Here is a 25,577-nt window from a genome sequence, read left to right on the forward strand (position 1 = left end):
AAGTTATTAAGCGAAAAAAAATCTAAGATTAAAATCTTAGATTTTTTCACTTAAAGTATTGATACTATTATAGTTTAATAACAAACCAAGCATTTGCATCAACTGTACTAGTTAATTTAACTTCCGTTGGGTTTGCTGGTGTATTTGGTTCTGCAGTATATGGTGCATTATCAACAACATAATCTAACAGAGGATTTAAATGTGTGTAAAAAGACCAATTTAAACCTTCACCAACTTTAGCAATAGCTAACTGATTTGGTTTACCTACTATAGGTGAAAAAGCTAAATTATACTCAGCAGTCCACGTTGTTGTTGCTGATGCCTTTGAACGAAATTGAAGACCGCTACCATTAACAGTGTTACCAATTGAAATTGATCTCTCTAAAGTTTCTCCATAAATAGCTCCATTAGCACCATATATACCTGCATATTTACTAAAAAAATCTGCAGATGTATCAGAAGCTAACGTAGTGTCAATACTCCAATCTTGGTTTATATTAAAAGGAGCAACAATTAAATCGATAACAACATTACCATCAAGAGATACTAATTGGCTTTGAGCTTTATCTAAAGTAAATTCTCTTATAACGTTACCTGCAATAGTAATTGATTCGTATAATTTAATACCCGTAGTTGTAAAAATATACGCCATATTAATTTCTTCTTCAGCTGTGGTAAAAGAAATATGACGATTTCCTAAACTTACTGAAGAATCTTCTCCGTTAATAGCTATACCTGAAGCCAAAGAAATACTGTAACTAATATCATTTACTTTTGCTAAATACTCTTCTGGTGTTTCAGTAAGCTTTAACAAGCTCATTGTATTACCAGATTTTATACCCTTTAGAGTAATTACATCATTTTCATTTGATTGAAAAGCAAATTCGTAATCTCCTTGTTTTGCTTGGTATAGCGCACCACTAGGATTTGCAAACTCATGCATGTATTTGTTATACGTATTAAATGTTAAAACTGCACCACCATAAGCAATAATATCATAAGTAGAAGACTCAGATACAGTAATATCGTCTGCTCCTTCATAAAAAACAGTTGACTCTTCATTCTCCTTAAACTTAATAACATAATTAAATCCACCGAATTGCTGGTTAGATTCTGGGTAATATTCTAACACCCAACCATTCTCTGACGAGTTTAACAAGCTTGAATATTCATCAATTGATGCATCTATTCTTTCAGAAGGGGATGTATCAAATACTCTTGATTCATTATCGTCACATGAAATAATTAAAACGGTAATGAAAATTAATAGTAAAGATTTTATTATATATTTTTTCATATTAAATTAATTTATGTTATCTAAATCTAAGTTATTTAAGTTTTGTTGCCTTACTAGAATATTATCTCGTAAATCATCCATATCAATATTCCAACTTTCTTTTAGGTAACTTTTTATAATTGTTAATTTTTGTGTAATTATCGGACCTCCTTCATCACCTGCTGCAGTAATGATATCTGACCATTCTGTAGGAGATTTAGTTATATAATGAGCAATTAACTCTACAAAATCATCACTTGGTTGATTACTAGCATAATTACTTATATATCCTGCCTCTAAAGATTCTCCTGACCCCCAAATTGTACTCCATTCATCTTGAACATAAGTAGTACCCGTAATTTTTTCAAAATCTCTTGTATATGGCTTATTTTGATGTAAGATATGCCCAAACTCATGATAGATAGTTCTAAAATAACGGTCATTTAAAACCTCTATATTAGTTACATCTATACTGTTTATATCATACAAAACAACTTTTAACCCACCTTCTGCAGTTCCTAAAAGTACGGTACCGTTGTTATTATATGCTCCAGACCCAACTAAAACAAACATTTTAGGTGTTGTTTTTTTTATAAAATCTAACGAACCTACTTCTTTAAAAGGATCAAAAAAGTAATAATTTATTAAATTGGCCATCTTTATAGATTTCTCATAATCTGATGGTACTACATAATAATTTAAATCAGATTCAATATCTGGTAATTTATATAACAATTCTACATTATACTTAGAAACAAACTCTCTTCTTAAAAAAACATCGAATTGGTTTTCAATACCATTCTCTACTTTAATTACACTTTTATCTGGAGACGGCAAATCTGTTTCTTCACAACTTGTAAAAATAGCTGTAGAACACATTGCTGCTATGAATATATATATTATTTTTTTCATAATTCTTATAATTAGTTTATCTAGGGTTTGGTGTTAATCCTGCAGAAACAACATCTTTAGGTAATTGAATAGCCTTACGAGCATCATCTGCTTTTAATACATCTTCTACACTAATGTTTCCAACCAAATCACTTTTATAACGAGGTACAGTAATTCCATATCTTTTAATATCAAACCATCTTAACCCCTCGTGAATTGTTAAAATTCTTCTACACTGAAGTGTATAATGAATCATATTTTCTTGCGTACCTGCTTCAACACTAAATTTAGGTGCTAATGTTTTCTTTTGATTTGGCACATCTTCTGTTGAGTAAGCTAAGCCATCATAAAAAGTATTTACGTCTGCCACTGTAGTTTCACTATTTCTGAAAAAATTCCTTGTCCAAGTATTTAAATCATTTATAGCATCTCCATATTGTTTTAACATTACATTTGCCTCTGCTCTTACTAACAAAGTTTCATCTGTTGTAAACGGTACATATACAGTTCTTCTAAAACCAATTTTTGCTACAGGATCTGTATATTCAAATAAATATGGCATTTTAAAGTATACCACTTTATCAAAATTACTTGCGGTATAATTTGATGGACGGTAATTATAACTAGCAGAAGTTACGTTTCCAAAAGGTAAAGGAACATACATAGATTCTGTGTCTGCTATATTACGCGTATGATTAAAACGTGTAACCACTCTATATGGACCAAATATTAAACCTGCATTTGATGCAGATGTTACATTTAAAAGACTACTATTATCATTTATGTAAGCATTTGTTAATGGATCTTGGTCTCTATTTACTAAACCTTGAGCAGCCCAATCTCTTAAAACACTTAATGGATTTTGCGTTAGCACAACAGAAGCATATGTTTTTGCTTTTTCCCAATTTTGATAATATAAATTAAACCTTGCTGCAAAAGCATAAGCTGCTTTAGATGTAAAATGGTATTTAGGCACATCATAAATATCATCTCTAATTAATGGCAACGCTTCTTCTATATCTTTATTAATTTTCTCGTAAACATCTTTAACTGTACCTCTTTCGTATTGAGGATTTAAGCTTGTTTCAGGAGCTTCTAAATAAGGAATTCCTAAATCAGAACCACTAGTTTGCTCATTATAATGTTTACTAAAAACATTCACTAAAATAAAATGCGCATACGCTCTTGTTATTAAAGCCTCTCCTCTTTCTGCAGATAGATCTAGATCTCCAACAGAATTAATTCCTTCTAAAGCTTGATTTGCTGCAGCAATTGCTCCGTAGCATCCTTCCCAAACTGAATCTGGTCCGTCATTATCTGTTTCTGTAACATCTTCCCAATAAACTAATTGTTGATGTATTCTTTCCCAATCTGGGTTTGTATCTCCTAAATCTTGAAAATTATCTGAAGACATTTCTGCTACTACAGCCTCTCCTGTTGAAGGATAAGCAGAAACTAACAGTTTTCTAATTTTATTCTGATTATCTACTTCTGTTCTATTATCTGGTAATTCATCTAAAAAGTCGTTACAAGAAACAGCAAACAGAGATAAAAAAAAGATTGTAAATAATATTTTTTTATTGTTTTTCATTTTATATGTTTTTATATTATAGACCTAATCTTAATGTAAATGTTATTTGTTTAGCTAAAGGACTTGCAACACCTCCAGAGTTATAAAACTCAGGATCTTGACCATTTAGTTTATCATCCGAATACAATAAAAATAAATTAGTTGCTTGTAATTTAAGAGCCAAACTATTTACATTTAAACTCTCTACAACATTTTTAGGAAAGTTATACGCTAAAGAAACTTGTTTTAAACGTATAAAGTCTCCTTTTGCAATACGTGCATCAGAATAATTGTATGCATTATACGCTGTTGCTAAAACAGTATTACCGTAATTATAACGTTGTCTTTGTGTTGCTATTACAGGCACATTGGTTATGTTTTCATCTCCTGGCACAACCCATCTATCTTGATATTCTTTTGGTAAAGATGCAAGATCTGTATAACTCGAACTAAAAACAGGGTTTAACCTTACCACATTTCCAAAAGAAAACGTAGTAAACACATTTAAACTTAAATTTTTATATTTAAATATATTACCAAAACTACCTACATCTGTTGGATCAGCAGAACCAGAATATTCTAAAAAATCTAATTTATCTCTTTCTTGAAAATAGATATCACCTACAGTAACATTACCGTCTTGGTCTTTAAAAGTAGGTAAACCTTCAGCATTTAAGCCTTCGAAAGGTATTGAAAAGATAGATCTAACAGGGTAACCTTCTCTTGCAAAACCATTACCAGTAACTAAATCGATAACTCTTTGTCTTGTTTCTAATTCTGTTACCTTATTTGTAATTTTTGAATAAACAAAACTTGTTTGCCAGCTAAAATCATCATTTTTAAATGGTGTTGCAGAAATAGATAACTCAACTCCATCAGAAGTCATAGACGCTACATTTCCATACTTTGTTAATTCACCACCAATACCTTGTGTATTTACCCTACCAATCAAATCAAAATTATCTCTCTTATACCAATCTACAGCTACACTTAAACGATCGTCTTTTAAAAATGATGCTTCAGCTCCAATATTAATTTCATGTTTCTTTTCATACGTTAATTCTCCGTTTGCCAAAGAACTGATATACAAAGAACTTTCTTTTGTTCCTGCAGAAGGTCTCCAAGGATTTTCACTCTTAATTTCCGCTACAGAATTTGTAACATAATACGGTCCGCTATCTGCCGTTAAACTATAAGAAGCTTTTAAAGTAAAACTATTTACAATTGGTCGTAAACTTTCAAAAAATTCTTCTTCATGAGCATTCCAAGCACCAGAAACATTCCAAGTAGGTAACCATCTAGCACTTGTAGATTTCCCTAATTTATTAGAACCTTCATAACGTAATGTTCCTAAAATAGTATATCGTCTTTTCCAAGAATATAATGCATTACCATAAAAGGCTAAATTTCTTTTTCTTGTATTTTCCATTCCATAATACAAATTGTTTTCTTCAATACCTTGTTTAAACAAATTGTAATCATAAAAAGGAATTTCTCCTAAGGAGTATTGTAATCCCCAACCTGTAAAATTTGTATTTTTTCTATCAACAGCATTTAATTCTGCACCCCCATAAAAGTTAACGGTATGATCTTCGTTAAAGATATTTTTGTAAGAATACATTGCTCTAAAATCGTATCCAAATAAATTGTAATCTGTACGTCTGTATATACCTCCTTCTGGTAAAACACTAACGGGTACAGCAAATTCATCATCTGGATCTGAATATAAGAAAGGATTATTTTCTCTTACAACCTCATTACCCATTGCTCTATAAGCATTTGCTTGGTTAGAGAATTCTGTAGTATTATGTTCTATAGAAGTTGTTTGATGTTTTATAGCACCTAAAACAGAAATTTCCATTTCTGGATTAATTTTATAGTTTAACTGTCCTTGAAATCTTAAATCTGTATTATTAATATCTATGTAGTTTTCCTCTAACTCTTTTACAATATTAAAATCTGCATAGTTTCTTGTATAAAATTTATCTGGATCTAAGGCTCTTGAAGAGTTTAAGGCAAAAGAATATGGATTAATATCAAAATCTCTTTTTACCTCACCCGTTACCACATCTGTATCTTGAGACAAAGTACCTGGAGCTCTTTGTTTTCTAAACGAAGCATTACTAATAGCATTTAAAGTTAACTTATCTGTTATTTTAAATATCGATTTAAAATTGGCAGTATAACGATTTACACTACTAGACTTGGTCCAACCCGGATCTACTAAAGCACTTACAGAACCATAATAGTTTGCTCTATCTGTTCCAGAAGACATACTAATAGAATGACTTTGCATTGCATTAATATTAAACAACTCCTTAAACCAATTGGTATTTCTAAGTTCTGCCTGCTTAAGAAAAGCAGCTCTTCCTTCTGGAGTATTCTCTACAAGCGGAGTTCCATTTGAGTTATACTCATTGTATCCGTTATACATTTCTCCATAAACCCCACTTTCTGATGCATTTCCAATATCTGAATAATTTAACCAACCTGCAGAACGCATTTCTTCATACACAGACATTTGATCTTGAGAATTCATGATATTAAAATTACTATAAGAAGGTCTCATTCTAAAAGTAGTTTCATTCGTATAATTAAAAGAACTTACTCCTGCTTTACCTTTTTTAGTTGTAATAACAATTACACCAGCCATTGCTCTTGCTCCATAAATAGAGGTTGCAGAACCATCTTTTAAAACTTCAAAACTCTGAATATCATCAGGGTTTAAACCAGAGATTGCAGAACTTATTAAAGTTGTTGCATCTCCAGAAGAAAGTGCATCTGAAGTTAACTCTATTACATCTTCCATAATTACACCATCTACAACCCATAATGGTTTTGAACTACCATAAATTGAAGTTGCACCACGAATTCTAATTTTTGGTGCGGCACCAAAAGTACCAGAAACATTTTGCACAGTAACCCCTGCTGCTCGCCCCTCTAAAGCCCTACCTATTTCTGGAACCCCATCTAACTTCACTTCAGAAGCTTTTATAGAAGTAGCAGAACCAGTAAATAAACGTTTATCTGTAGTAGTAATACCTGTAATTACAACCTCATCTAAACTTTGAGAATCCTCTTCAAGTACCGCATTTAAGACACTTCCTGTTCCAACTGTTTTTTCTAAGGTTTTCATCCCAAGATATCTAAACACCAAAACATCTCCTGCTTTTGCTGAGATAACGTATTTACCATCAAAATCGGACTCCGTTCCTTTATTGGTACTTTTCACAAGAACCGAAACTCCTGGCAAAACACCTGTTTTATCAGAAATAGTTCCTGATATCATTTTACTTTGTGCAAAAGAAACTTGCACTACAAACGCCCAAAAGAGCGTTAAAATAAAGTTAGTTTTTAATTTCATTTAATAATTTATTTGAATTAATTAGTGTAAACCTCTTAATTTTATGTTAATAAACCAAATTAAAAGTTAATTTTAACTACAATATTTTAACACTTATCAATTTTTATCAAGAATCCTCTAATCCTTAAAATTGATTGTTATAATATTGCAAATCGATTTTTATACGATGACATTTTCCAATACATTAATTTACTGGTACTTACAAAACAATAGAGATTTGCCTTGGCGAAAATCTAGAAACCCATACTTTATTTGGCTATCAGAAATCATGCTACAACAAACAAGAGTTGCTCAAGGTTTGTCTTATTATCTAAAATTTACAGACACTTTTCCCACTGTTTTCGATCTCGCTAAAGCGGATGAAAGTACCGTGTTAAAAATGTGGCAAGGTTTAGGGTATTATTCTAGAGCAAGAAATCTTCATTTTTCCGCAAAACAAATTGCCAACGAATTAAACGGCGAATTTCCTTCAACATATAAAGAAATTATAAAACTAAAAGGAATAGGAGATTATACCGCTTCTGCAATTGCTTCAATTTGCTTTAATGAACCCACTGCTGTTGTAGACGGAAACGTTTACAGAGTACTTTCTCGCTATTACGGAATTAAAACCCCCATTAACTCATCTGCAGGGATTAAAGAGTTTAAAGCTTTAGCGCAGACTTTAATTGATGAATCTCAACCTGGAACCTTTAACCAGGCAATTATGGATTTTGGTGCATTACATTGTAAACCTCAAAACCCATTGTGCGATAGCTGCCCTTTTTCGGGTAGTTGCATGGCATTAGAAAAAAAGCTAACAAACGAGTTACCAGTAAAAGAGAAAAAAATAAAGGTTAGAAAACGTTATTTTAATTTTTTGGTGATAAAAACCGATGACAATAAAACTATTTTATCTGAAAGAAAAGGAAAAGGAATCTGGCAAGGTTTATTTCAATTTCCATTAATAGAAAGCAATAAAAACATCAACAAAAATGAACTAGTTTCATCCGAAGAATTTATTGATCTATTTCCTGCAGAAACAACGATTTCTCTCTTTAATGAAAAAGAAATCGTACATAAATTATCGCATCAACATTTATATACACAATTTTGGATTATAGAAACTAAAAAGCTAAACAAAGCCACCATAAAATGGACTGAAATAGAAAAACACCCAGTCCCTATTTTAATTGCTAATTTTTTAGAAACTTTTCTAACTAAAAAGTAATTGATATTTTTAGTACTTTTGATGTAAAATTTTTAACTTACATTAAGTTTATCTACTCGAGACTTACAAAAATTAAAAAATATTTTAATTAAAAGTAAGAGCGCAGCTTTTCGAGAGATTAAATTTTATAGGTCTAGACTGCGCTACACCTATCAATAAAAAAAATAAAGCTATGGCAGCAGGAACAATAAATAAAGTAATTTTAATTGGTAACTTAGGTGATGATGTTAAGATGCATTATTTTGATGATCAAAACTGTGTTGGTAGATTTCCTATAGCAACTAGCGAAAGCTACACCAATAAAACTACCGGAGAAAAAGTAACCTCTACAGACTGGCATAATATTGTTGTAAGAAACGGATTAGCAAAGGTTTGTGAAAAATATTTATCTAAAGGTGATAAAGTGTATGTTGAAGGTAAATTAAAAAACAGACAATGGGAACAAGATGGCGTAAAACGCTATTCTACAGAGATTCATGTAAATGAAATGACCATGTTATCTACAAAGAAAAACTTAGAAACACCTAATAATACTAATCCACAACAACATCAAAAACCTTCTGCACCAGCACCAAAAGCTGTTCAGGAAGAAGAAAACGATGATTTACCTTTTTAATTAATCAAACCTAAAGCAATTGGACCCAGATCCCGAAATATTATTTTTATTACTAGCTTCAACAGATTTACTAACCACATTTAATGCAATACTACTAATTGCTTTACTATTAAGTTCTGCGCTAGTATCAGGAGCAGAAGTTGCTTTTTTCTCGCTTTCTCAAACCGATTTAAACGAACTTTCTAACAACGGAAAAGAACAAAATATTGTTGTAACCTTACTAGAAAGACCCAGAAAATTACTAGCAACCATTCTAATAACCAACAATTTTATAAACATTTTAATTGTTTTATTATTTGCTTCCCTATCAGAAACTTTATTTGGTCATTTCGATTATCAATTAAACGCATACCTTTTTACCATTCCTATTCGCTTTTTATTAGAAATTGTTTTAGTAACCTTTTTAATTCTTTTATTTGGAGAAGTTTTACCAAAGGTTTACGCCTCTAGAAACGCACTCCGTTTTTCTAAAACAATGTCTAAATTTATTCATTTTATAAGTATTCTATTAACCCCTTTTAGTTTACCCTTAATAACATTAACAAAATGGATAGAAAAAAAATTAGGGAGTAAAAACTCTAACTTTTCTGTAGAAACCTTATCGCAAGCATTAGAATTAACTTCTGAAGGAGCCACTACCAAAGACGAACAAAAAATATTAGAAGGAATTGTAAATTTTGGAAACACAGAAACGGTACAAATTATGGTACCTCGTATAGATATTTTTGCACTTTCTGATGACGAGCCTTATGAAGTTGTTTTAGATAAAATTCTAAAAAACGGATACTCTAGAAATCCTGTTTACAAAGACAGCATAGACAATATTATTGGTATTTTGTACGCTAAAGACTTGTTGGCACATTTAAATAAAAAAAACTTTAAGTGGCCAACATTATTACGAGAACCATTTTTTGTACCAGAAAATAAAAAATTAGATGATTTATTGGGTGATTTTAGAGAGAAAAAAAATCACTTGGCAATTGTTGTTGATGAATATGGTGGCACAAGTGGTTTAGTAAGCTTACAAGACGTAATAGAAGAAATTGTAGGCGATATTAATGATGAATTTGATGATGAAGATTTACAATATTCTAAAATAGATGCTAACAATTATGTTTTTGAAGGCAAAACCTCTATTAAAGATTTCTGTAGAGTTTTAGATGATGAAGATGAAGAAATTTTTGAAGAAGAAAAAGGAGAAAGCGAAACCTTAGCCGGATTTATTTTAGAAATTTCTGGTAAATTCCCTAGAAAGGGAGAGAAAATAAACTTTAAGAACTATACGTTTACCATAGAAGCGTTAGATAAAAAACGTATTAAACAAGTTAAAGCAACCAGAAATGCGTAACATTTTTCTATTAATATTTACAATTACTTTTCTTTCTTGCAAAGAAGATACACTACCAAAACCTAAAGCCTATTTAAGCTTAACGTACCCTAAAAAATCATATCAAAAATTAACTTTAGAGCGTCCATATTCTTTTGACATTTTAAAAGACACTAAGGTTAAAGACGATGCTAATAATTGGCTTACCATTATATACCCTAATTTAAAAGCATCTATAGACATAACTTACAGACCTATAAATAACAATATAAAAGAATTGCTTACCGAAGCAGAAAAACTAGTATTTAAACACACCATTAAGGCTGAACAAATTATTCCTAAAGATTTTGTAAACCCTAAAAAAAGAGTCTTTGGTAGTATTTATGAGATTACAGGAAATGCAGCTTCTCAAATTCAGTTTCATTTAACTGATAGTACGCATAATTTTATAAAAGGATCTTTATATTTTTACACAAAACCAAACTACGATTCTGTTTTACCAGCCGTAAGTTACATTAAAGAAGATATTTTAAGATTGATAGAAACTTTAGAGTGGAAATAACAACACTTTAAAATAAAAAAAATCAAACAAAAACTTCGCCTTTCTTGATCTCCCCCTCAATTTTGCACAAAAAAATTGACCTCCTAAAACTACAATAAAAATTTAATGGAAAACTTACACGGAAAAAACGTATCATTTTTACTTTTAGGAACCCTTTTCGTTAGTACTTCTGGTGTTTTAGGAAAATATATTGCTTTGCCTGCAGAGGCTATTATTTTATGTAGAGCAATTTTAGCAGCTGTTTTTATTTATATCTTTTGTAAAATTAAAAAGATCGATTTAAAAATAAAATCGAGAGCAGATTTTATTTCTTTTATCATTAGTGGTTTTTTTATGGGTGCTCATTGGGTTACTTATTTTATTGCATTAAAGTTATCTAATGTTGCTTTAGGAATGCTATCTATTTATACTTTTCCTGTAATCACTGCTTTTTTAGAACCTTTTTTTTCTAAACAAAAATTAAACCCTGTACATATTTTTTTAGCCCTTATCGTTTTAATTGGCGTGTACATTTTAGTCCCAGATTTTTCTTTAGAAAGCAATGATTTAAAAGGAATTTTATTCGGAATTTTATCCGCCTTCTGTTACGCTCTTAGAAACCTCACCATTAAAAAACATGTAAAAGACTATAACGGAAGTGCGTTAATGTTACACCAAATGATTGTTGTTGCTGTACTATTAATTCCTGTTTTATTTTTCAGTGATTTTTCTAACCTACAAAGTCAAATCCCTCTTTTAATAGTAGTTGCATTAATAACTACTGCTATAGGACACACAATGATGGTGCATTCTCTAAAACATTTTACAGTTACTACAGCAAGTATTATTAGTAGTGTACAACCCATTTTTGGAATTATAATTGCCTACCTCTTTGTAAACGAAATTCCTACCCTACATACTTTTATTGGAGGTAGTTTAATTTTATCAACCGTAGTTATAGAAAGTTTTAGAAGTGGGAAACAAACCACTTAACAGAAACCACTTCTAAAACAGCAAACCTTACAAAATTTAATATCTTTTTTAGATTTTCTCTTTACAAAATGCCCTAAAATCATTTTTTATAGGTGTTTTTGCTATGCAAAAGAGGTAAATCTACAGAACACACTATGTAGAATCATTAAAAATAAGGCGTCATTTTTTAATTATTCTTAATACTATCCCATTAAAATTAATACATCACCCCTAAAACCATATTTAAAATTATAATTCACTAAAACAACTAAGCTTATTTAGATTAAATATAAATAAAACTATATTTGTCAAAAAAAAAGAATGTCTCATTTTATCAAAACATGTATACTTTTTCTTTTATCATACGCTTCATTTAGTCAAGAAGGAGATTTTTATGGTAAAGTAAAATTTAACAATAACGAACCTGCAATAGATGTATTTGTAGTTATAAAAGGAGCGCATTTCTACAAAGAAACTGTTACTGATTTTAATGGAGAATTTTATATAAAATCGATACCCTACGGCACGCATAAAATTCAATTCCATTCTTTAAATTCAAAACGGAAAATAATCACAGCTTTACTTAACACTAAGAAAAAAGAAGTTAATCTATCCTTAGAGTTGATAAAAAATCAATTAGACGAAGTAAGGATAACTACCAAAACAGAAAAAACAAAAAAAGAAACTCAAGGTTTTGCTGTAAATGTTATAAAAACAAAAGAAGCTAGTCTTAGAAACATCCAAACAAACGAATTATTAAACACAACAGTTGGTGTTAAAATTCGTCAAAATGGAGGTTTAGGTTCGGACGTTAGTTATAGTTTAAATGGATTGTCTGGCAACGCAGTACGAATTTTTATAGACGGAATTCCTAGTGCCGTTTATGGTTCTTCTTTTAATTTAAATAGTATTCCTCCTTCTATGATTAAAAACATTGAAGTTTACAAAGGTGTGGTTCCAGGACATTTGGCAGACGATGCTTTGGGTGGCGCTATTAATATTGTACTTCATAAAGACACTAAAACCAATTTAAATGCATCGGTTTCTTACGGATCATTTAATACTTTACAAGCAAATGTAAATGGTTTGTATCGTTTTGATAAAACGGGTTTAACAGTAAAAGCGTCTCTTTTTCATAATTATTCTGATAATGATTATAAAGTTTCAGGCAGAAGCGTTGTTGTTACTGGTTTAGGCGGAGTGCAAACACCTATTACAGCCAGAAGATTTAATGATGCTTATAGATCTACCGGTGGAATGGCTCAGATTGGTTTTACCAACGTAAAATGGGCAGATCAATTTTTTATTGGAATAACAGGTTCTGATGATTATAAAGAAGTACAACATGGTGCTTTTATGACCATTACTCCATACAAGGACAGGTATTTAGAATCGGATGCTTTGTTGGCAAACATAAACTATCAAAAGAAAAATCTTTTTACAAAAGGATTAAACTTAAAAATAAATGGATTGTACGGTAAAAGAAACCGTGCAGTTAACGATACTGTTGCTTGGGCTTATAGCTGGAACGGAGAAAGAGCAATTGATTTTAGAGGTAACGAATACAAATATACATGGGGTTCTCAACAAGAAGGCGGACCTACCTTAGCCAAAATTAAAAGGAAAGTAGCCTCTATAAGAACTGGAGTTTCTTATGACATTAATAAACAGCATAAAGTACTCGTAAACCATGTGTATAGCGGAGTTGATAGAGAAGATAGCGACGTTTTAGTATCACTATTAGAAAACACATTTAAAGGCACCAGAAATCTTTATAAAAACATCTATTCTTTAACATATGAATTTTCTCCTTTTGATAACAAACTAAAAGCAAGTTTGTTTGGAAAACATTATCAACAGAAAACAATAAGCATAGATCCTGCCATAGAAAAAGATGCTAACGGAGTTAACAGAATCGTAGACGAAACCATTAGCAGCAACAAAAAACACAATGGTTATGGTTTTGCTGCTTCGTACATGATTTCTCCCAAAATAACGCTTCTTGCTTCAGCAGAAAAAGCAATTCGTTTACCAGATGAAACAGAAGTTTTTGGTAATGATGGTGATAATGTAGTTGCCAATGCTAGCATTAATCCAGAGCAAAGTAACAACTATAATTTAGGTTTTAGATTCGGAACTTTTCATGTAAAAAAACATGCTCTTACCCTTTCTACAAATTTATTTACCCGAAATATTAAAGATAGAATTGGTTTGCCTATAGAAACCTCTTTTAATGTTGATGATGAACTAATAGTATATGTTAACCAAGGTAGCGGAACCTCTAAAGGAATAGACGCACAAATAAACTACACCTATAACAGAAACTTTGGGTTAAATTTTAATGTCTCTAAATTCGATTTAAAGGTTAAGAACAACGGTGTAGAAATAGATGTGCCTAACACTCCTTTTTTTACAATGAATGGTAGTTTACGATATTCATTTAAAAATGTAATTCAGAAAAACTCTAGATTAAACCTATTCTACAACATGTATTTTACAGATGATTTTTCTTACTTAACTTCTCAAGGATCAAATACTGTTGGTAATGATTTTTTTGAAGTACCTAAACAACTAGCACAAGATCTTGGGCTTAGTTATGCTTTTCCAAACAAAAAACTGGTAGCAAGTTTCGATGTTAAAAACATATTCGATAAACCGGTGTATGATAATTTATCTGTACAGAAACCAGGAAGAGCTTTTTACCTAAAATTAAATTACACAATAAATAAATTTTAACCATAAAATAGTATAAAATGAAACAAATATTTACAAACCCCAAAGCATTAGCCTTTATATTAGCATTCGGTGCATTAACTGCATGTAGTGATGATATTAATGACGACACTGTTACCCCTAACCCAATCGAAGACACCAGATGGATTACAGTTGCAGGAGCAAAAATGGGCGATAACCCAGGAGACGGAAACGGAGGAACTTTAATTTACGCTGTAACTAGCGAAGATGCTAAAGACCCAACCGTATCTATTAATCCTTTTGAAAACGGATTTATTGCACCATCAAACAGAACTGCAAGATTACAATCTTCTGAAGATGGAAGTACTATTTTTAACATTAGCTACGCAGGTGATACTGGTGGTAATTACACAAAATACACTGTAGAAGGCGGACAAACATTTACTCCTACGGGTTCTGAGGTTAGTATTGCTCCTTATGTTGGTACCGCACCAAGGTGGATAAAATTATTTGATGGAGACCAAACAGGATCTGCAGTTTATGTATCTACAGAACACCAAGTTGATGACAATGGTACTCCGGATGATGCTACAGATGATACTTATAACTATACAGAAGCTAAAATAGGTGTAGTAACTTTAGACTTAGTAAACTCTTCAATAAACGAATTCAAGGAGCATGTTGTACGTTTAAGTGCAGAAGAAGAAGCAAAAGGTTATTATATTTCTAGAATTGACATGCCTACTTTAAATAAGGCTGGAGATAAACTATATATTGGAGCTCGTTTAAGTAAAGTAGATCCTGCAACTGTAGAAAACGATAGTGGTTATGAAATTTTAGGTTCTAAAACAATTGTATTAGATTACCCTTCTTTATTAAACCCAACGGTAATTACGTCTACTTTAGGACACGGAAACACCAACGGATACCGAAGCATTAACGCTTTCGAATACGGAGGAAGTGTTTACCAAGCCAACCAAAGTGACCCAGAAGGTTCTTATATCTTAAAAATTGGAGCTGATAACGAATATGATAATTCTTATAATTTTAACCTAAATGACGCTTTAGGAATAGAAGGTGCTTATATTCTTGCTTGGAGACCAGCTGCAAATGGTAAAGCGGTTGTAGCTTACCGTCATAATGGTTCTCAGGATGGTTTAGCAGGCGCACAAGGCTTTTTTGCTCTTGTAGATTTAAATGCTAAAACGGCTACTAAAATTGATGCCATTCCTTACGATCCAGATTTTTACTTATTCCAATACCAAGGTTTTGTAGTTGATGGTACAGAAATATATGTAACACAAGCTCCTGTTGGAAAAAATGGAAACATTTATGTTATAGATACAGAAACTGGTGTTGTAACTAAAGGTGCAGAATTGGTAAATGCAGAAGGAAGTCATTTTATAGGTGCTTTCTAATTTAGAAGACTGATATAAAAAAGAGGCGTAATTTTATTTTACGCCTCTTTTTGCTTTAAATACTTACTGTTTAACAAAATTTTAACTTTGGCATCTTCTTTGATTTAGACTTCATAAAACTAATATTATGAACTCGAAACTCAAAATTACAATTCCTAAACCTTGTCATGAAAATTGGAACAAGATGACCCAAAAAGAAAAAGGAAAATTTTGCAGTTCTTGTTCTAAAACTGTGATTGATTTTACTAAAAAAACTACAAGTGAAATTACAGATTACTTAATTAAAAATAAAAAAAAGCGAGTTTGCGGGCATTTTTATAAAAAACAACTAAATAGTATCACAATTGAAATTCCTAAAGTAGTTTTTGATCAACATTTATCTTTTCAAAAATTATTTGTGCTGTCTTTATTTTTTGTGATGGGCACAACTCTTTTTTCTTGCCAATATACGGATGGTAAAAAACAAAAAATACAAGATGTAGTAATTATTGATACAATTAATAATATAAAAAAAGAAACTAACTCCTTAGAAAACATACTTAAAGAAGACACTATTATTGTAACTAAAAAAGAAATCCTCCCCCATTCTCCTGCCACAACTAGAATTACAGTTTGTAATACCAATTTAAAAAATGACGAACCTATAGAGATAGTTACTACAGGCGAAGTTGTTGAAGAATTAAAAATTGATGGAGTTATTGAATTTAATGAAATTGAAGAGGAAGAAATTATAATGGGATTTATTATTGAACAAAGCCCAAAGTTTAAAGAATCAGAAGAAAATACTCAAAAAAACTTTGAGAAAAGAATTAAGATTTTCTTTGAGGAAAATTTTAATACGAAACCTTCCCAAAAACTAGACTTAAAAAAAGGTAAACACCAAATTTATACTGAATTTATTGTTGATAAAAAGGGATACGTGACAGATATTAAAGCTAAATCTTCTAACAGAAAATTAGAAAAAGAGGTTATAAAAGCACTTAAAAAATTACCACAATTAATCCCTGGAAAACAAGCTGATAAAATTGTAAAAACAAAATACAACTTACCAATAAGCATTATAATTGACTAATATTTTTAAAATAACAACAAACAAACTCTAGCCCTGATTGAAACGACATCCTTTTTATGCCTCTTTTATAAGCTTATTGCGAGGAACGAAGCAATCTGTTTCTAATAATAAAATTGCCAAAGATTACAATAAAATAAATTAGCTGTAACAGAAATAAAAAGATATAGTGTAAAGCAGGAAATAGCTTCTAAAACAATTCTTTATTACTAATATCTAAGTAATTACGTTTTACAAAAGATAAAATAGTATCTAAAATTTCTCCCATATTTGTACACTCTTTAAACTTTACATCTCCCACATATTTAATTAGTTGGTTCTTTAATAATGCTACATTTTTAGGATAAGAAATCGTATCGTTTTTCATACAATTAATAAGAAACTCTGTTCTTCTTGGCGCTGTAATCATACGTTTTGCCATAAAAGAACGTTCTTCTATTTTGTATTGATTTATAGAACTATTTTGTAATTTTTTACCAACCATTTCTACCATCTTAAAGTTTTCTTTCATAAACTGAAGATTGTAAACTTTTAAATTCCCTTCAAAAGATTGCTGATCAAAATCAATGGCTCTAATTTTATAAATAATATGAGAAAAATCGTGCGTTGGTGTAACAACATAATTGTAAGAACGCATATCTCCTAACAACCTAACCAAACAACGTTCTTTAAATTTAACAAACTCTTTGGCTATCTGAGATTTTTCTGATTCGCTACATTTTGGCAAGAAATTTTTAATAAAATCGTCTCCAGGAATCCCTACAATATGCTCTTCTATTAAAGTATCTTTATATACTAAGAAATTAATATTATGAGGTGATAATATATGTTCTAATTCTAAACCATAAACACGAGAAGCATCTGCTTTTTTTACATAAAAATAAGTAAAATTGTCATTTAAAATATTTCTTACCTTAACTCTAAAGGGTTTAGAATTACCAAACGTACAGTAATCTATGGCGTCTACATTTAAAAACGGAATGGTTTCATCACTTCCGTCAGAAAGCAACATGGTATATATTTTTTTTAAACTTTTATCAATTTCTGCTCTATCCCATTCAGAATAATAAGTACGTATCCAAAGGGTATCTTCTTCATTTTTATCGTAAACCGTAATTGAGCCCTGAAAACGTAACAGATCGTCATAAAAAATAGGAATTTTTATGTTTCTATTATATTTTTTTAAATACGAACTCAACATTTCATTTACAGGAAATGTAGGTTTCTTCTTAGACATTAGTTTTCTTTCTGACTTCATAATATCAAAAATAAGCATTATTAAGCAAGTTCAAACATCTTTCCTGGTAAAGGTTTTGTAACCCCTTTTAATTCCATTTGCAATAAAATAGATGATAATTGATAAATAGGAATATTACATTCTAACGAAATAACATCTAACAATTGTTGTCCTTTATCGTGTAACAAATCATGAATTTTTTGCTCATTCTCATTCAATTCTACAAATAATTGTTTTTGAATTGTTTTGGTTTTTTCTTGAACATCCCAATTTAACATTTTAACAACATCTGCTGCCGAATTTAACAAGTGCGCTCTGTTGTTTTTAATTAAATCATTACACCCTTTACTATACAAATCTGTAGTTCTACCAGGTACAGCAAAAACATCTTTGTTATAAGAATTAGCAATATCTGCGGTAACTAAAGAACCTCCTTTAGATGCCGATTCTATAATAATTGTTGCTGTAGAAATGCCTGCAACAATTCTATTACGTTTTAGAAAATTTTCTCTTAGAGGATCTTCTTCACTCCAAAACTCAGTTAAAAAACCTCCATTTTCATTTACTTGATGAATATATTTTTTATGAACCTTCGGATATATTTGCCCAAAACCATGTGCTAACACAGCAATTGTTTGCAACTTATTTTCTACCGCTGCTTTGTGTGCACAAATATCTACTCCATAAGCAAAACCACTTACAATTATAGGGTTGTAGGTTGCAATTTCTTCTATAAATTGATTGCAAAAATTACGCCCATAAGAGCTAATATTTCGTGTACCCACAATAGAAATAATTCTGGAATTAGAGAAATCTAAATTTCCATCTTTAAACATTAAAATAGGACTATCGATGCAATGCTGAAGATTTTTAGGATAATCATTATCTAAAAAATAGGTGTAAGAAATGTTGTTATCTTTAATGTATTTTAATTCCTTTTGTGCTAATTCTATATTTTTAACATCAAACAAATGTTTTAAAGCATGATTTCCTATTCCGTTTATTTTTGAGAGCATTGCAGTGTTTTCTTTAAAAACCTGTTCTACATCTCCCACATTAACAATAAGCTTTTTGGCCAAAATATCTCCAATAGCTTTGCATTTTTGCAATCTTAAGATTGCCAATAATTTTTCTTCTTTCAATTTGGTAACAATTTGAATACCAATATATAAAATATTTGTTGATAAAATTGTTAAGAAATTGTTTTACAAAACGTCTTAATTTCTATATTTGTTACAATGAATTTAGCAACATACATTAACGATTTACTATACAGATACGATTGTGTAATTGTACCTGACTTTGGAGGATTTGTAACAAATAGAATTGGTGCAAAGGTGAATAATTTTACAAACACCTTTACCCCACCAACAAAACAAATTACATTTAACAGCCTGTTAAAGCACAACGATGGTTTATTAGCAAATTATATTGCTTCTGCAGAAAATATTTCTTTCGAGAAAGCATCTACTGCTATTTCATTATCTGTAATTAAGTGGCAAAATGAGCTACAAAATAAGCAAGTACAAATAGATAATTTAGGTATTTTGTCTTTAAATGAAGCAAAACAAATTATTTTTGAACCCAATACTACCGTTAACTATTTAACAGAGTCTTTTGGTTTAGCAACAGTAGAATCTTCTGCAATTGCAAGATATAAAGAGCAAGTAAAACCTTTAACTCCTGTATTTACAGAAGAAAAGAAAAAAGGAATACCTGCATTTATAAAATATGCTGCAACAGCTGCTGTTTTATTAACTTTAGGATTTGCAGGTTATAACGGTTATCAAAATAATCAGCAAAAAGTAACTATAGCCAATCAAGAAAAAGCAATTCAGAAAAAAATACAATCTGCTACTTTTGTAATTTCTAACCCTTTACCAACTATTAATTTAAATGTTGCTAAAGAAATAGCAAAACCATACCATATTATTGCAGGAGCTTTTCAATTTGCAGAAAATGCAGAAAAAAAAGTTATCGAATTAAAAGCTAAAGGGTATGATGCTAAAATAATTGGCGTTAACAAATGGGGACTTACACAAGTTACCTTTAACAGCTATTCTAATCGTAATAAAGCAATTAACAGTCTTTACCGAATTCAAAAAACGGTTTCTAAAGACGCTTGGTTATTAACTAAAAAATTAGATTAATTCCTTTTTTCTTTAACGTTTTTAAACTTCACTTTTAAATAAGTGATTGTATCTTTGTTCAAAAATATTTTTTGATGGAAGCAAAAACGCCAAAAGAATCTTTAACAATACTTACCGACTTAGTTTTACCTGGTGAAACAAATTATTTAGAAAACCTTTTTGGGGGCGAATTATTAGCAAGAATGGATAGAGCTTGTAGTATTGCAGCAAAAAGACATTCTAGAAGAATTGTTGTTACAGCCTCTGTAAACCATGTTGCTTTTAATAAAGCAATCCCTGTAGGAAGCGTGGTAACTATAGAAGCTAAAGTTTCTAGAGCCTTTAACACCTCTATGGAAATATACGTAGATGTTTGGATAGAAGACAGACAATCTAGATCTAGAACTAAAGTTAACGAAGGTATTTACACTTTTGTAGCGGTAGATGATACCGGAAAACCTGTTGCCATTCCTCAAATTAGACCAGAAACAGATTTAGAAGAAACTCGTTTTGAAGGTGCATTAAGACGTAAAGAATTAAGTTTAGTTTTAGCTGGCAAACTAAAACCTAGCGATGCCACTGCCTTAAAAGCACTATTTAGTTAAATACTAATAATTATGATGGAGCTATATAAATATAAAATTATTTACTCGGTTGCAATTTTTGTAACTGCTATTTTAACACGCTTATTAATTACCAATTCTTTAAAAAAGATTCAAACAAAGTTTGGATTTCAAAAAGCAAGAATTATAGTAACTAATAAAATAGTTACCGTGCTAATTTATATTACAGTAATTGTTTTAGTTTCTTTTATTTGGGGTGTTGATGAAAAACAACTATTAGTATATGTTTCTTCTTTTTTAACCATTTTAGGAATTGCTTTTTTTGCTCAATGGTCTATACTTTCTAATATTACAGCAGGTTTAATTTTATTTATAAACTACCCTGTAAAAATAGGAGACACTATTACTATTTTAGAGAAAGACAATAATATTACAGGTGAAATTAGAGATATTGGTGCTTTTTTTATCACATTAAGAACACCAGAAAAAGAATTAATAACCTTACCAAATGCTGTTATTCTTCAAAAAAATATTAAATATTCTCCGCAACCAGATAATTAAATTACCTTTTTAAAATCCAAGAAGAAGGATTTAAACGTGTTGTATTTTTAAACAACACAAAAATTAACTTTGTTTTTTTAGAAACCTTGTCGGTAAAAATCTGACCAATTTTTTGCCCCGTTACAATACGATCTCCTTTTTTAACATACGCTTTTTCTAAGTTATTGTAAGATGAAATATAATTACCATGTTGTATTAAAACGTTTTTTCTACCCTCTGCACTTACCAAAACATTAAGCACACTACCATTAAAAATAGCTTGCGCATCTTTACCTTGTTTGGTTACAATATGTAAACCAGTACCGTTAACAGTAATTCCAGGAAATGATGGATGCGGTTGTTTTCCAAATTTTCTAACAACAATACCTTCGCTTACAGGCCAAGGCAACCTACCTTTATTTAACTCGAACTTTGTTGCTAAAGCTTTGGCTTCTGGACTTAAAATAAATTCATTTTTCTTAACCGAAGTCTTTGGCTTATCCTTTAATTTTGATCGTGCAATTCTATTTGCTCGCTCAATTTCTTCACGAATTTTCTTATCTATTTGAGCAGTAACTCTTTTCTCTTCTTTAACTTTATTTTGAAGCTCTTTTTTGTATTTACTTTCTCTTTTCTTAATAGTAGCAATTAATTTCTCTTGATTTTTTTTATCAATTTCAATTTCTTTTTTTTGCTCTTTTTGAGACAAAATTAAAGTATCTTTTAAAGCCTTTTGAACCAATAAAGAATCATTTAACTGTTGCACTTCATTTGTATGAACTACAATTTCTTCTCCTTGTTTTTTTCTAAAAGAAGTATACTGTTTCATGTACTCTAACCTTTTGTAAGCCTGATAAAAACTTTGAGAAGAGAGCAAAAACATCATTCTACTTTGCTGAGATTTACTTTTGTACGATTTAAAAATCATATCAGCATAATCTGCTTTTAAGTCCGCTAGCTTCTTTTTTAAACTTTTAAGCTCCGTTTCATTTTTACGAATGTCTTTTAATAAAATTTTTGCTTCAGAGTTAATCGTAGCAATTAATTGTGTTCTAACATATATTTTTCTGTTTAAATCTTTTAAGTCATCTAAAGCATTGTTTACTTTCTTTTTTTCTTTAAAAAGCAACGAGTTTACTTGCTTAATTTCATAATTAAGTTTTTTACGTTGTGCTTCTAACTCTTTTCTTGTTTGTCCAAAAACAGAAAAAATACTTAGAAAAAAAATTAAAACGGGTATGTAAAACTTTCTACTTTTCACTATAATTTTATTTGCTTGTAACCATTAGGTATCGAAAATGAAGCATCAATATCTTTATTAAATTCAACAGATTTTACAATAAAATCTATATTTGTAAACTTACCGGGTTGTTTTGCTTTTATTTTTATTTCTGATGGGAAAACAACATCATCAACCACATTATACGAAGGATAAGAAATATCTAAACGCTGATTTTTTATCGAATTTACAACAGATTGTTTATCTAATTTAAAATGAGAAGGATTTACAGAAAAGAAAAGATCAAACAAACTTGCTTGTATTTCTGGTGATAAAACATACGAATTATCAGCAATAACTACCGTTTGCTTTTCTTCTTTTACATTTGTTAAAGACTGTCCCAAAAATAAATTTTGAAGCTGATTAAAATTAATATCTGTACCTAATATTTTTTTTAACATGCTAAAATCTCCTTCAAAATAATTTTTAGCATAAGGAGAATAATAACTTACAGAAGTTGGTGTAATCTTTGCTTTAAACACGGTAATAAATTTAGTTCCTTTTAACCAAATTACCTCATCTTTTATCATTTTTAAACTTACAGAAATACTTTGTTTTACTTTTCCGTTATTAAAATTTGCTTTTAACTTAGCATCAACCGTTTTTTCATCAAAATTAGCTGCAACGTGTTTTCTAGCCACTTTTTTAGCAGACATTTCTGTAGCAATAGCATTTGCATCTATTAAATTCTTTTTTGTTTTACAAGAAGTAAATACAACCGCAAAGACCACAAAATATTTTAAAAATTTCATTCTTACTTTTTTATTTTTTTTGATTTCTCAATAAACTTCTTTTCCTTATTAAAATCACCTAAACCCTTATAAGAAATAGCCATTTCTTTATAAAAATTAGACTCCATTGCATCTTCTATAACAAAATCGATACCATTCTGTAAACTCAATAACGCTTTTTTATATTTTTTCTGATAATTTAATGCCTTTCCTTTCATTAAATATACAAAAGGTTGTGCAGGAAAAAGAGAAACTCCTTCATTTGAGTATTTTAAAAGCACTTCAGAATTCTCTTTAGAGGTTATTAAAATCTGCTTTAAAACAGCATACGACTTCTCTTCTTTAAATTGATCTTCTAACGAAGCATCTGGTTTTACTGTTTTCTCTACAACCGTTTTACTCTCTTTATTCTCTAGGTTATTTTTAATTTTCTTAAAAGAAGAAGACAGTGCATTATCACGCTCCATTTCATCCATCAATAAAATAGCTTTTTTATACTCTTTTTGTTGCAAATACAATTGCAACAAATACGATCGTTCTTTTAGATTAAGAACAACTAACTTTTGCTGAACAGATATGGCGTCAGAATAATTTCTATCCTTTACATAAATTTTAACCAAATGCTTAAGCATCCAACTATTGTTTGGTACTTCTTCTAATGCTCTTTTAATATATTCTTTTGCTAATAATGTTTTATTTAATAGCAAGTAATTTTTAGAAAACTCAAAATAAACAGCCTCATTATCTATTAAAATCTGGTTACAACTTTCTAAGTTTTCAATAGCTTTTTGGTAATTACCAATGGATTTCTCTGACAAGGCCTTAAAAAAAAATTGCTGAAAATTTAACTCTTTTTCTTCTGTTAAATCTTTAGCAATTGGTATGCTATCTTGTGCGTAAAAATTGAAAGAACAGAGCATAAAAAAAAGAGAGAAGAGAGCATACTTTACATAAATAGCCCTCTTTTTTCTCTGTTCTTTATTCTCTAATCTTATAATCATTTATGTTAATTCTGTATAATCTCCAATACTTACAGAAGTATATTTACCATTGTATTTTGCATGATTACCAATCATTGCATTGTCTAAATTTGCATTAGAAATAGCAACATTAGATTGTATAAGAGAATTTACAATGGTAGAATTTTCTACTACACTATTTGCTCCAATAGAAACATAAGGCCCTACTTTTGTATTTTTAAGCACTACGTTTTCACCAATAAAACAAGGCTGAATAATTTCTGAATTTTCTAAAACAACATCTTTTGCTACTAAATTATTTCCTGCTTCATGCTCAAAACCTAAAACCTGCTTATTGGTATCTACCGTTGGATCTTTTTTACCACAATCCATCCAAGCATCTACTGTTCCAGGAATAAATTTAGCTCCCTGTTGTTTTAAAGACTCTAAAACATTAGTTAATTGATATTCGTTATTTTCCTTTAAATCGTTGTCTATTAAATATTGAATTTCTTCTAATAATTTATCTCCACTTTTAAAGTAATAGATTCCAATAATTGCTAAATCAGAAACAAAATCTTTTGGTTTTTCTATAAAATCGGTAATAAAACCATCTTGTAATTTTACAACACCAAAGGCACTTGGATTTGCTACTTTACTTACCCAAATTGCACCATCAGCATTTACATCTAAAGTAAAATCTGCTTTAAACAAAGTGTCTGCATACGCCACAACACAAGGCCCGCTTAAAGATTCTTTTGCCATATAAATTGCATGTGCTGTCCCTAAAGCTTCTTCTTGCACATAAACAGATCCTTTTGCCCCTAACTCTGCAGCAATTTTTAATAATTGTGCTTCTGTATCTGTAGGAAACCCTTTAGCAGTTGTACCTATTACAAATGCAATTTCATCTATTTTTTCATCTATAACAGAAGCAATATCTTCTACCAAACGTTGTACAATTGGTTTTCCTGCAATTACAGTTAAAGGTTTTGGAACTGTTAACGTATGAGGTCTTAAACGAGACCCAATTCCGGCCATTGGTACTATTATTTTCATGTTTTTCTTTTATCAATAATATGCTCGCAATATAGCACTAATTAAGAAATTCAAGAAATTAGAATTTAACAAAGACAAAGTAATACACTCACCTTTTTCAGGGAGTTTTATCACTGTTTTCAGGGAGGAATA

The 25,577-nt window shown here is 30.2% G+C and carries 21 protein-coding genes; 11 read left to right on the forward strand and 10 right to left on the reverse strand.

Annotation, left to right across the window (positions count from 1 at the left end; translation table 11 throughout):
* Positions 1-67 precede the first annotated feature (67 nt).
* The 4 genes from WG951_RS09420 to WG951_RS09435 are packed head-to-tail and all read right to left on the reverse strand — an operon-like array spanning position 68 to position 7,101.
* Positions 68-1,297, reverse strand: coding sequence for a DUF4302 domain-containing protein (locus WG951_RS09420; protein WP_105050042.1), 1,230 nt, complete (start codon positions 1,295-1,297; stop codon positions 68-70).
* Between the two features lie 6 nt (positions 1,298-1,303).
* Positions 1,304-2,188, reverse strand: a complete 885-nt coding sequence (locus WG951_RS09425; RefSeq protein WP_105050041.1) for a zinc-binding metallopeptidase — start codon at positions 2,186-2,188, stop codon at positions 1,304-1,306.
* A gap of 16 nt (positions 2,189-2,204) precedes the next feature.
* Positions 2,205-3,758, reverse strand: coding sequence for a RagB/SusD family nutrient uptake outer membrane protein (locus WG951_RS09430; protein WP_105050040.1), 1,554 nt, complete (start codon positions 3,756-3,758; stop codon positions 2,205-2,207).
* 16 nt (positions 3,759-3,774) lie between these two features.
* Positions 3,775-7,101: a SusC/RagA family TonB-linked outer membrane protein gene (locus WG951_RS09435; RefSeq protein ID WP_105050039.1), complete on the reverse strand. Its 3,327-nt coding sequence runs from the start codon at positions 7,099-7,101 to the stop codon at positions 3,775-3,777.
* A gap of 166 nt (positions 7,102-7,267) precedes the next feature.
* Here WG951_RS09435 and mutY point away from each other — a divergent pair, with 166 nt between their 5' ends.
* From mutY to WG951_RS09475, 8 genes are all read left to right on the forward strand, one after another.
* Positions 7,268-8,311: an A/G-specific adenine glycosylase gene (gene mutY, locus WG951_RS09440; protein ID WP_105050038.1), complete on the forward strand. Its 1,044-nt coding sequence runs from the start codon at positions 7,268-7,270 to the stop codon at positions 8,309-8,311.
* 172 nt (positions 8,312-8,483) lie between these two features.
* A complete protein-coding gene (locus WG951_RS09445) occupies positions 8,484-8,927 on the forward strand; it encodes a single-stranded DNA-binding protein (RefSeq protein WP_105050037.1) in 444 nt (147 codons plus the stop codon).
* 19 nt (positions 8,928-8,946) lie between these two features.
* Positions 8,947-10,275: a gliding motility-associated protein GldE gene (locus WG951_RS09450; protein WP_105050036.1), complete on the forward strand. Its 1,329-nt coding sequence runs from the start codon at positions 8,947-8,949 to the stop codon at positions 10,273-10,275.
* A complete protein-coding gene (gldD, locus tag WG951_RS09455) occupies positions 10,268-10,816 on the forward strand; it encodes a gliding motility lipoprotein GldD (RefSeq protein WP_105050035.1) in 549 nt (182 codons plus the stop codon). The genes WG951_RS09450 and gldD overlap by 8 nt, the downstream gene beginning before the upstream one ends.
* A gap of 105 nt (positions 10,817-10,921) precedes the next feature.
* A complete protein-coding gene (locus WG951_RS09460) occupies positions 10,922-11,788 on the forward strand; it encodes a DMT family transporter (protein ID WP_105050034.1) in 867 nt (288 codons plus the stop codon).
* Between the two features lie 300 nt (positions 11,789-12,088).
* Positions 12,089-14,503 carry a TonB-dependent receptor gene (locus WG951_RS09465; RefSeq protein WP_105050033.1) on the forward strand — a complete coding sequence of 805 codons (2,415 nt, stop codon included), beginning with the start codon at positions 12,089-12,091 and terminating at the stop codon, positions 14,501-14,503.
* Positions 14,504-14,520: 17 nt separating this feature from the next.
* The gene (locus WG951_RS09470; RefSeq protein WP_105050032.1) at positions 14,521-15,879 is read left to right on the forward strand and encodes a hypothetical protein; all 1,359 of its coding nucleotides are present in this window, start codon (positions 14,521-14,523) and stop codon (positions 15,877-15,879) included.
* Positions 15,880-16,006: 127 nt separating this feature from the next.
* On the forward strand, positions 16,007-16,951 hold the full coding sequence (locus WG951_RS09475; RefSeq protein WP_146105298.1) for an energy transducer TonB: 945 nt from the start codon (positions 16,007-16,009) through the stop codon (positions 16,949-16,951).
* Positions 16,952-17,138: 187 nt separating this feature from the next.
* Here the strand turns inward: WG951_RS09475 and WG951_RS09480 are convergent, their stop codons facing one another.
* Together WG951_RS09480 and dprA are read right to left on the reverse strand one after the other, a co-directional pair.
* Entirely contained in the window at positions 17,139-18,206 is a 1,068-nt protein-coding gene (locus WG951_RS09480; protein WP_105050625.1) for a hypothetical protein, read from the reverse strand.
* A 20-nt stretch (positions 18,207-18,226) separates the two neighbouring features.
* Positions 18,227-19,327 carry a DNA-processing protein DprA gene (dprA, locus tag WG951_RS09485; RefSeq protein ID WP_105050030.1) on the reverse strand — a complete coding sequence of 367 codons (1,101 nt, stop codon included), beginning with the start codon at positions 19,325-19,327 and terminating at the stop codon, positions 18,227-18,229.
* A 96-nt stretch (positions 19,328-19,423) separates the two neighbouring features.
* Between dprA and WG951_RS09490 the strand changes: the two genes are divergently transcribed.
* The 3 genes from WG951_RS09490 to WG951_RS09500 all read left to right on the forward strand — a co-directional run bounded on the left by WG951_RS09490 (position 19,424) and on the right by WG951_RS09500 (position 21,438).
* Entirely contained in the window at positions 19,424-20,335 is a 912-nt protein-coding gene (locus WG951_RS09490) for an SPOR domain-containing protein (RefSeq protein WP_105050029.1), read from the forward strand.
* Between the two features lie 74 nt (positions 20,336-20,409).
* Entirely contained in the window at positions 20,410-20,919 is a 510-nt protein-coding gene (locus tag WG951_RS09495; protein WP_105050028.1) for an acyl-CoA thioesterase, read from the forward strand.
* Positions 20,920-20,931: 12 nt separating this feature from the next.
* Positions 20,932-21,438: a mechanosensitive ion channel domain-containing protein gene (locus tag WG951_RS09500; protein ID WP_105050027.1), complete on the forward strand. Its 507-nt coding sequence runs from the start codon at positions 20,932-20,934 to the stop codon at positions 21,436-21,438.
* Between the two features lies 1 nt (position 21,439).
* Here the strand turns inward: WG951_RS09500 and WG951_RS09505 are convergent, their stop codons facing one another.
* The 4 genes from WG951_RS09505 to WG951_RS09520 are packed head-to-tail and all read right to left on the reverse strand — an operon-like array spanning position 21,440 to position 25,445.
* Complete coding sequence (locus tag WG951_RS09505; RefSeq protein ID WP_105050026.1) at positions 21,440-22,678, reverse strand: murein hydrolase activator EnvC family protein; 1,239 nt, start codon at positions 22,676-22,678, stop codon at positions 21,440-21,442.
* On the reverse strand, positions 22,678-23,448 hold the full coding sequence (locus tag WG951_RS09510; protein ID WP_105050025.1) for a DUF4292 domain-containing protein: 771 nt from the start codon (positions 23,446-23,448) through the stop codon (positions 22,678-22,680). Before WG951_RS09510 ends, WG951_RS09505 begins: the two co-directional genes overlap by 1 nt.
* A 2-nt stretch (positions 23,449-23,450) precedes the next feature.
* A complete protein-coding gene (locus WG951_RS09515) occupies positions 23,451-24,428 on the reverse strand; it encodes a tetratricopeptide repeat protein (RefSeq protein WP_245893542.1) in 978 nt (325 codons plus the stop codon).
* Complete coding sequence (locus WG951_RS09520) at positions 24,429-25,445, reverse strand: sugar phosphate nucleotidyltransferase (protein WP_105050024.1); 1,017 nt, start codon at positions 25,443-25,445, stop codon at positions 24,429-24,431. It lies immediately after the preceding gene.
* Between the last annotated feature and the right edge of the window lie 132 nt (positions 25,446-25,577).

The organism is Polaribacter butkevichii, assembly GCF_038024105.1.
Classification (GTDB): Bacteria; Bacteroidota; Bacteroidia; order Flavobacteriales; family Flavobacteriaceae; genus Polaribacter; species Polaribacter butkevichii.

What these genes read in the sequence shown, in the direction of transcription:
- WG951_RS09500 (WP_105050027.1), top strand. Translation starts at nt 20,932, where the DNA reads ATGATGGAGCTATATAAATATAAAATTATTTACTCGGTTGCAATTTTT.
- WG951_RS09445 (WP_105050037.1), top strand. Translation starts at nt 8,484, where the DNA reads ATGGCAGCAGGAACAATAAATAAAGTAATTTTAATTGGTAACTTAGGT.
- WG951_RS09470 (WP_105050032.1), top strand. Translation starts at nt 14,521, where the DNA reads ATGAAACAAATATTTACAAACCCCAAAGCATTAGCCTTTATATTAGCA.
- mutY (WP_105050038.1), top strand. Translation starts at nt 7,268, where the DNA reads ATGACATTTTCCAATACATTAATTTACTGGTACTTACAAAACAATAGA.
- WG951_RS09490 (WP_105050029.1), top strand. Translation starts at nt 19,424, where the DNA reads ATGAATTTAGCAACATACATTAACGATTTACTATACAGATACGATTGT.
- WG951_RS09425 (WP_105050041.1), bottom strand. Translation starts at nt 2,188, where the DNA reads ATGAAAAAAATAATATATATATTCATAGCAGCAATGTGTTCTACAGCT.
- WG951_RS09465 (WP_105050033.1), top strand. Translation starts at nt 12,089, where the DNA reads ATGTCTCATTTTATCAAAACATGTATACTTTTTCTTTTATCATACGCT.
- gldD (WP_105050035.1), top strand. Translation starts at nt 10,268, where the DNA reads ATGCGTAACATTTTTCTATTAATATTTACAATTACTTTTCTTTCTTGC.
- WG951_RS09420 (WP_105050042.1), bottom strand. Translation starts at nt 1,297, where the DNA reads ATGAAAAAATATATAATAAAATCTTTACTATTAATTTTCATTACCGTT.
- WG951_RS09435 (WP_105050039.1), bottom strand. Translation starts at nt 7,101, where the DNA reads ATGAAATTAAAAACTAACTTTATTTTAACGCTCTTTTGGGCGTTTGTA.
- WG951_RS09460 (WP_105050034.1), top strand. Translation starts at nt 10,922, where the DNA reads ATGGAAAACTTACACGGAAAAAACGTATCATTTTTACTTTTAGGAACC.
- WG951_RS09480 (WP_105050625.1), bottom strand. Translation starts at nt 18,206, where the DNA reads ATGAAGTCAGAAAGAAAACTAATGTCTAAGAAGAAACCTACATTTCCT.
- WG951_RS09520 (WP_105050024.1), bottom strand. Translation starts at nt 25,445, where the DNA reads ATGAAAATAATAGTACCAATGGCCGGAATTGGGTCTCGTTTAAGACCT.
- WG951_RS09495 (WP_105050028.1), top strand. Translation starts at nt 20,410, where the DNA reads ATGGAAGCAAAAACGCCAAAAGAATCTTTAACAATACTTACCGACTTA.
- WG951_RS09510 (WP_105050025.1), bottom strand. Translation starts at nt 23,448, where the DNA reads ATGAAATTTTTAAAATATTTTGTGGTCTTTGCGGTTGTATTTACTTCT.
- WG951_RS09430 (WP_105050040.1), bottom strand. Translation starts at nt 3,758, where the DNA reads ATGAAAAACAATAAAAAAATATTATTTACAATCTTTTTTTTATCTCTG.
- WG951_RS09475 (WP_146105298.1), top strand. Translation starts at nt 16,007, where the DNA reads ATGAACTCGAAACTCAAAATTACAATTCCTAAACCTTGTCATGAAAAT.
- WG951_RS09515 (WP_245893542.1), bottom strand. Translation starts at nt 24,428, where the DNA reads ATGATTATAAGATTAGAGAATAAAGAACAGAGAAAAAAGAGGGCTATT.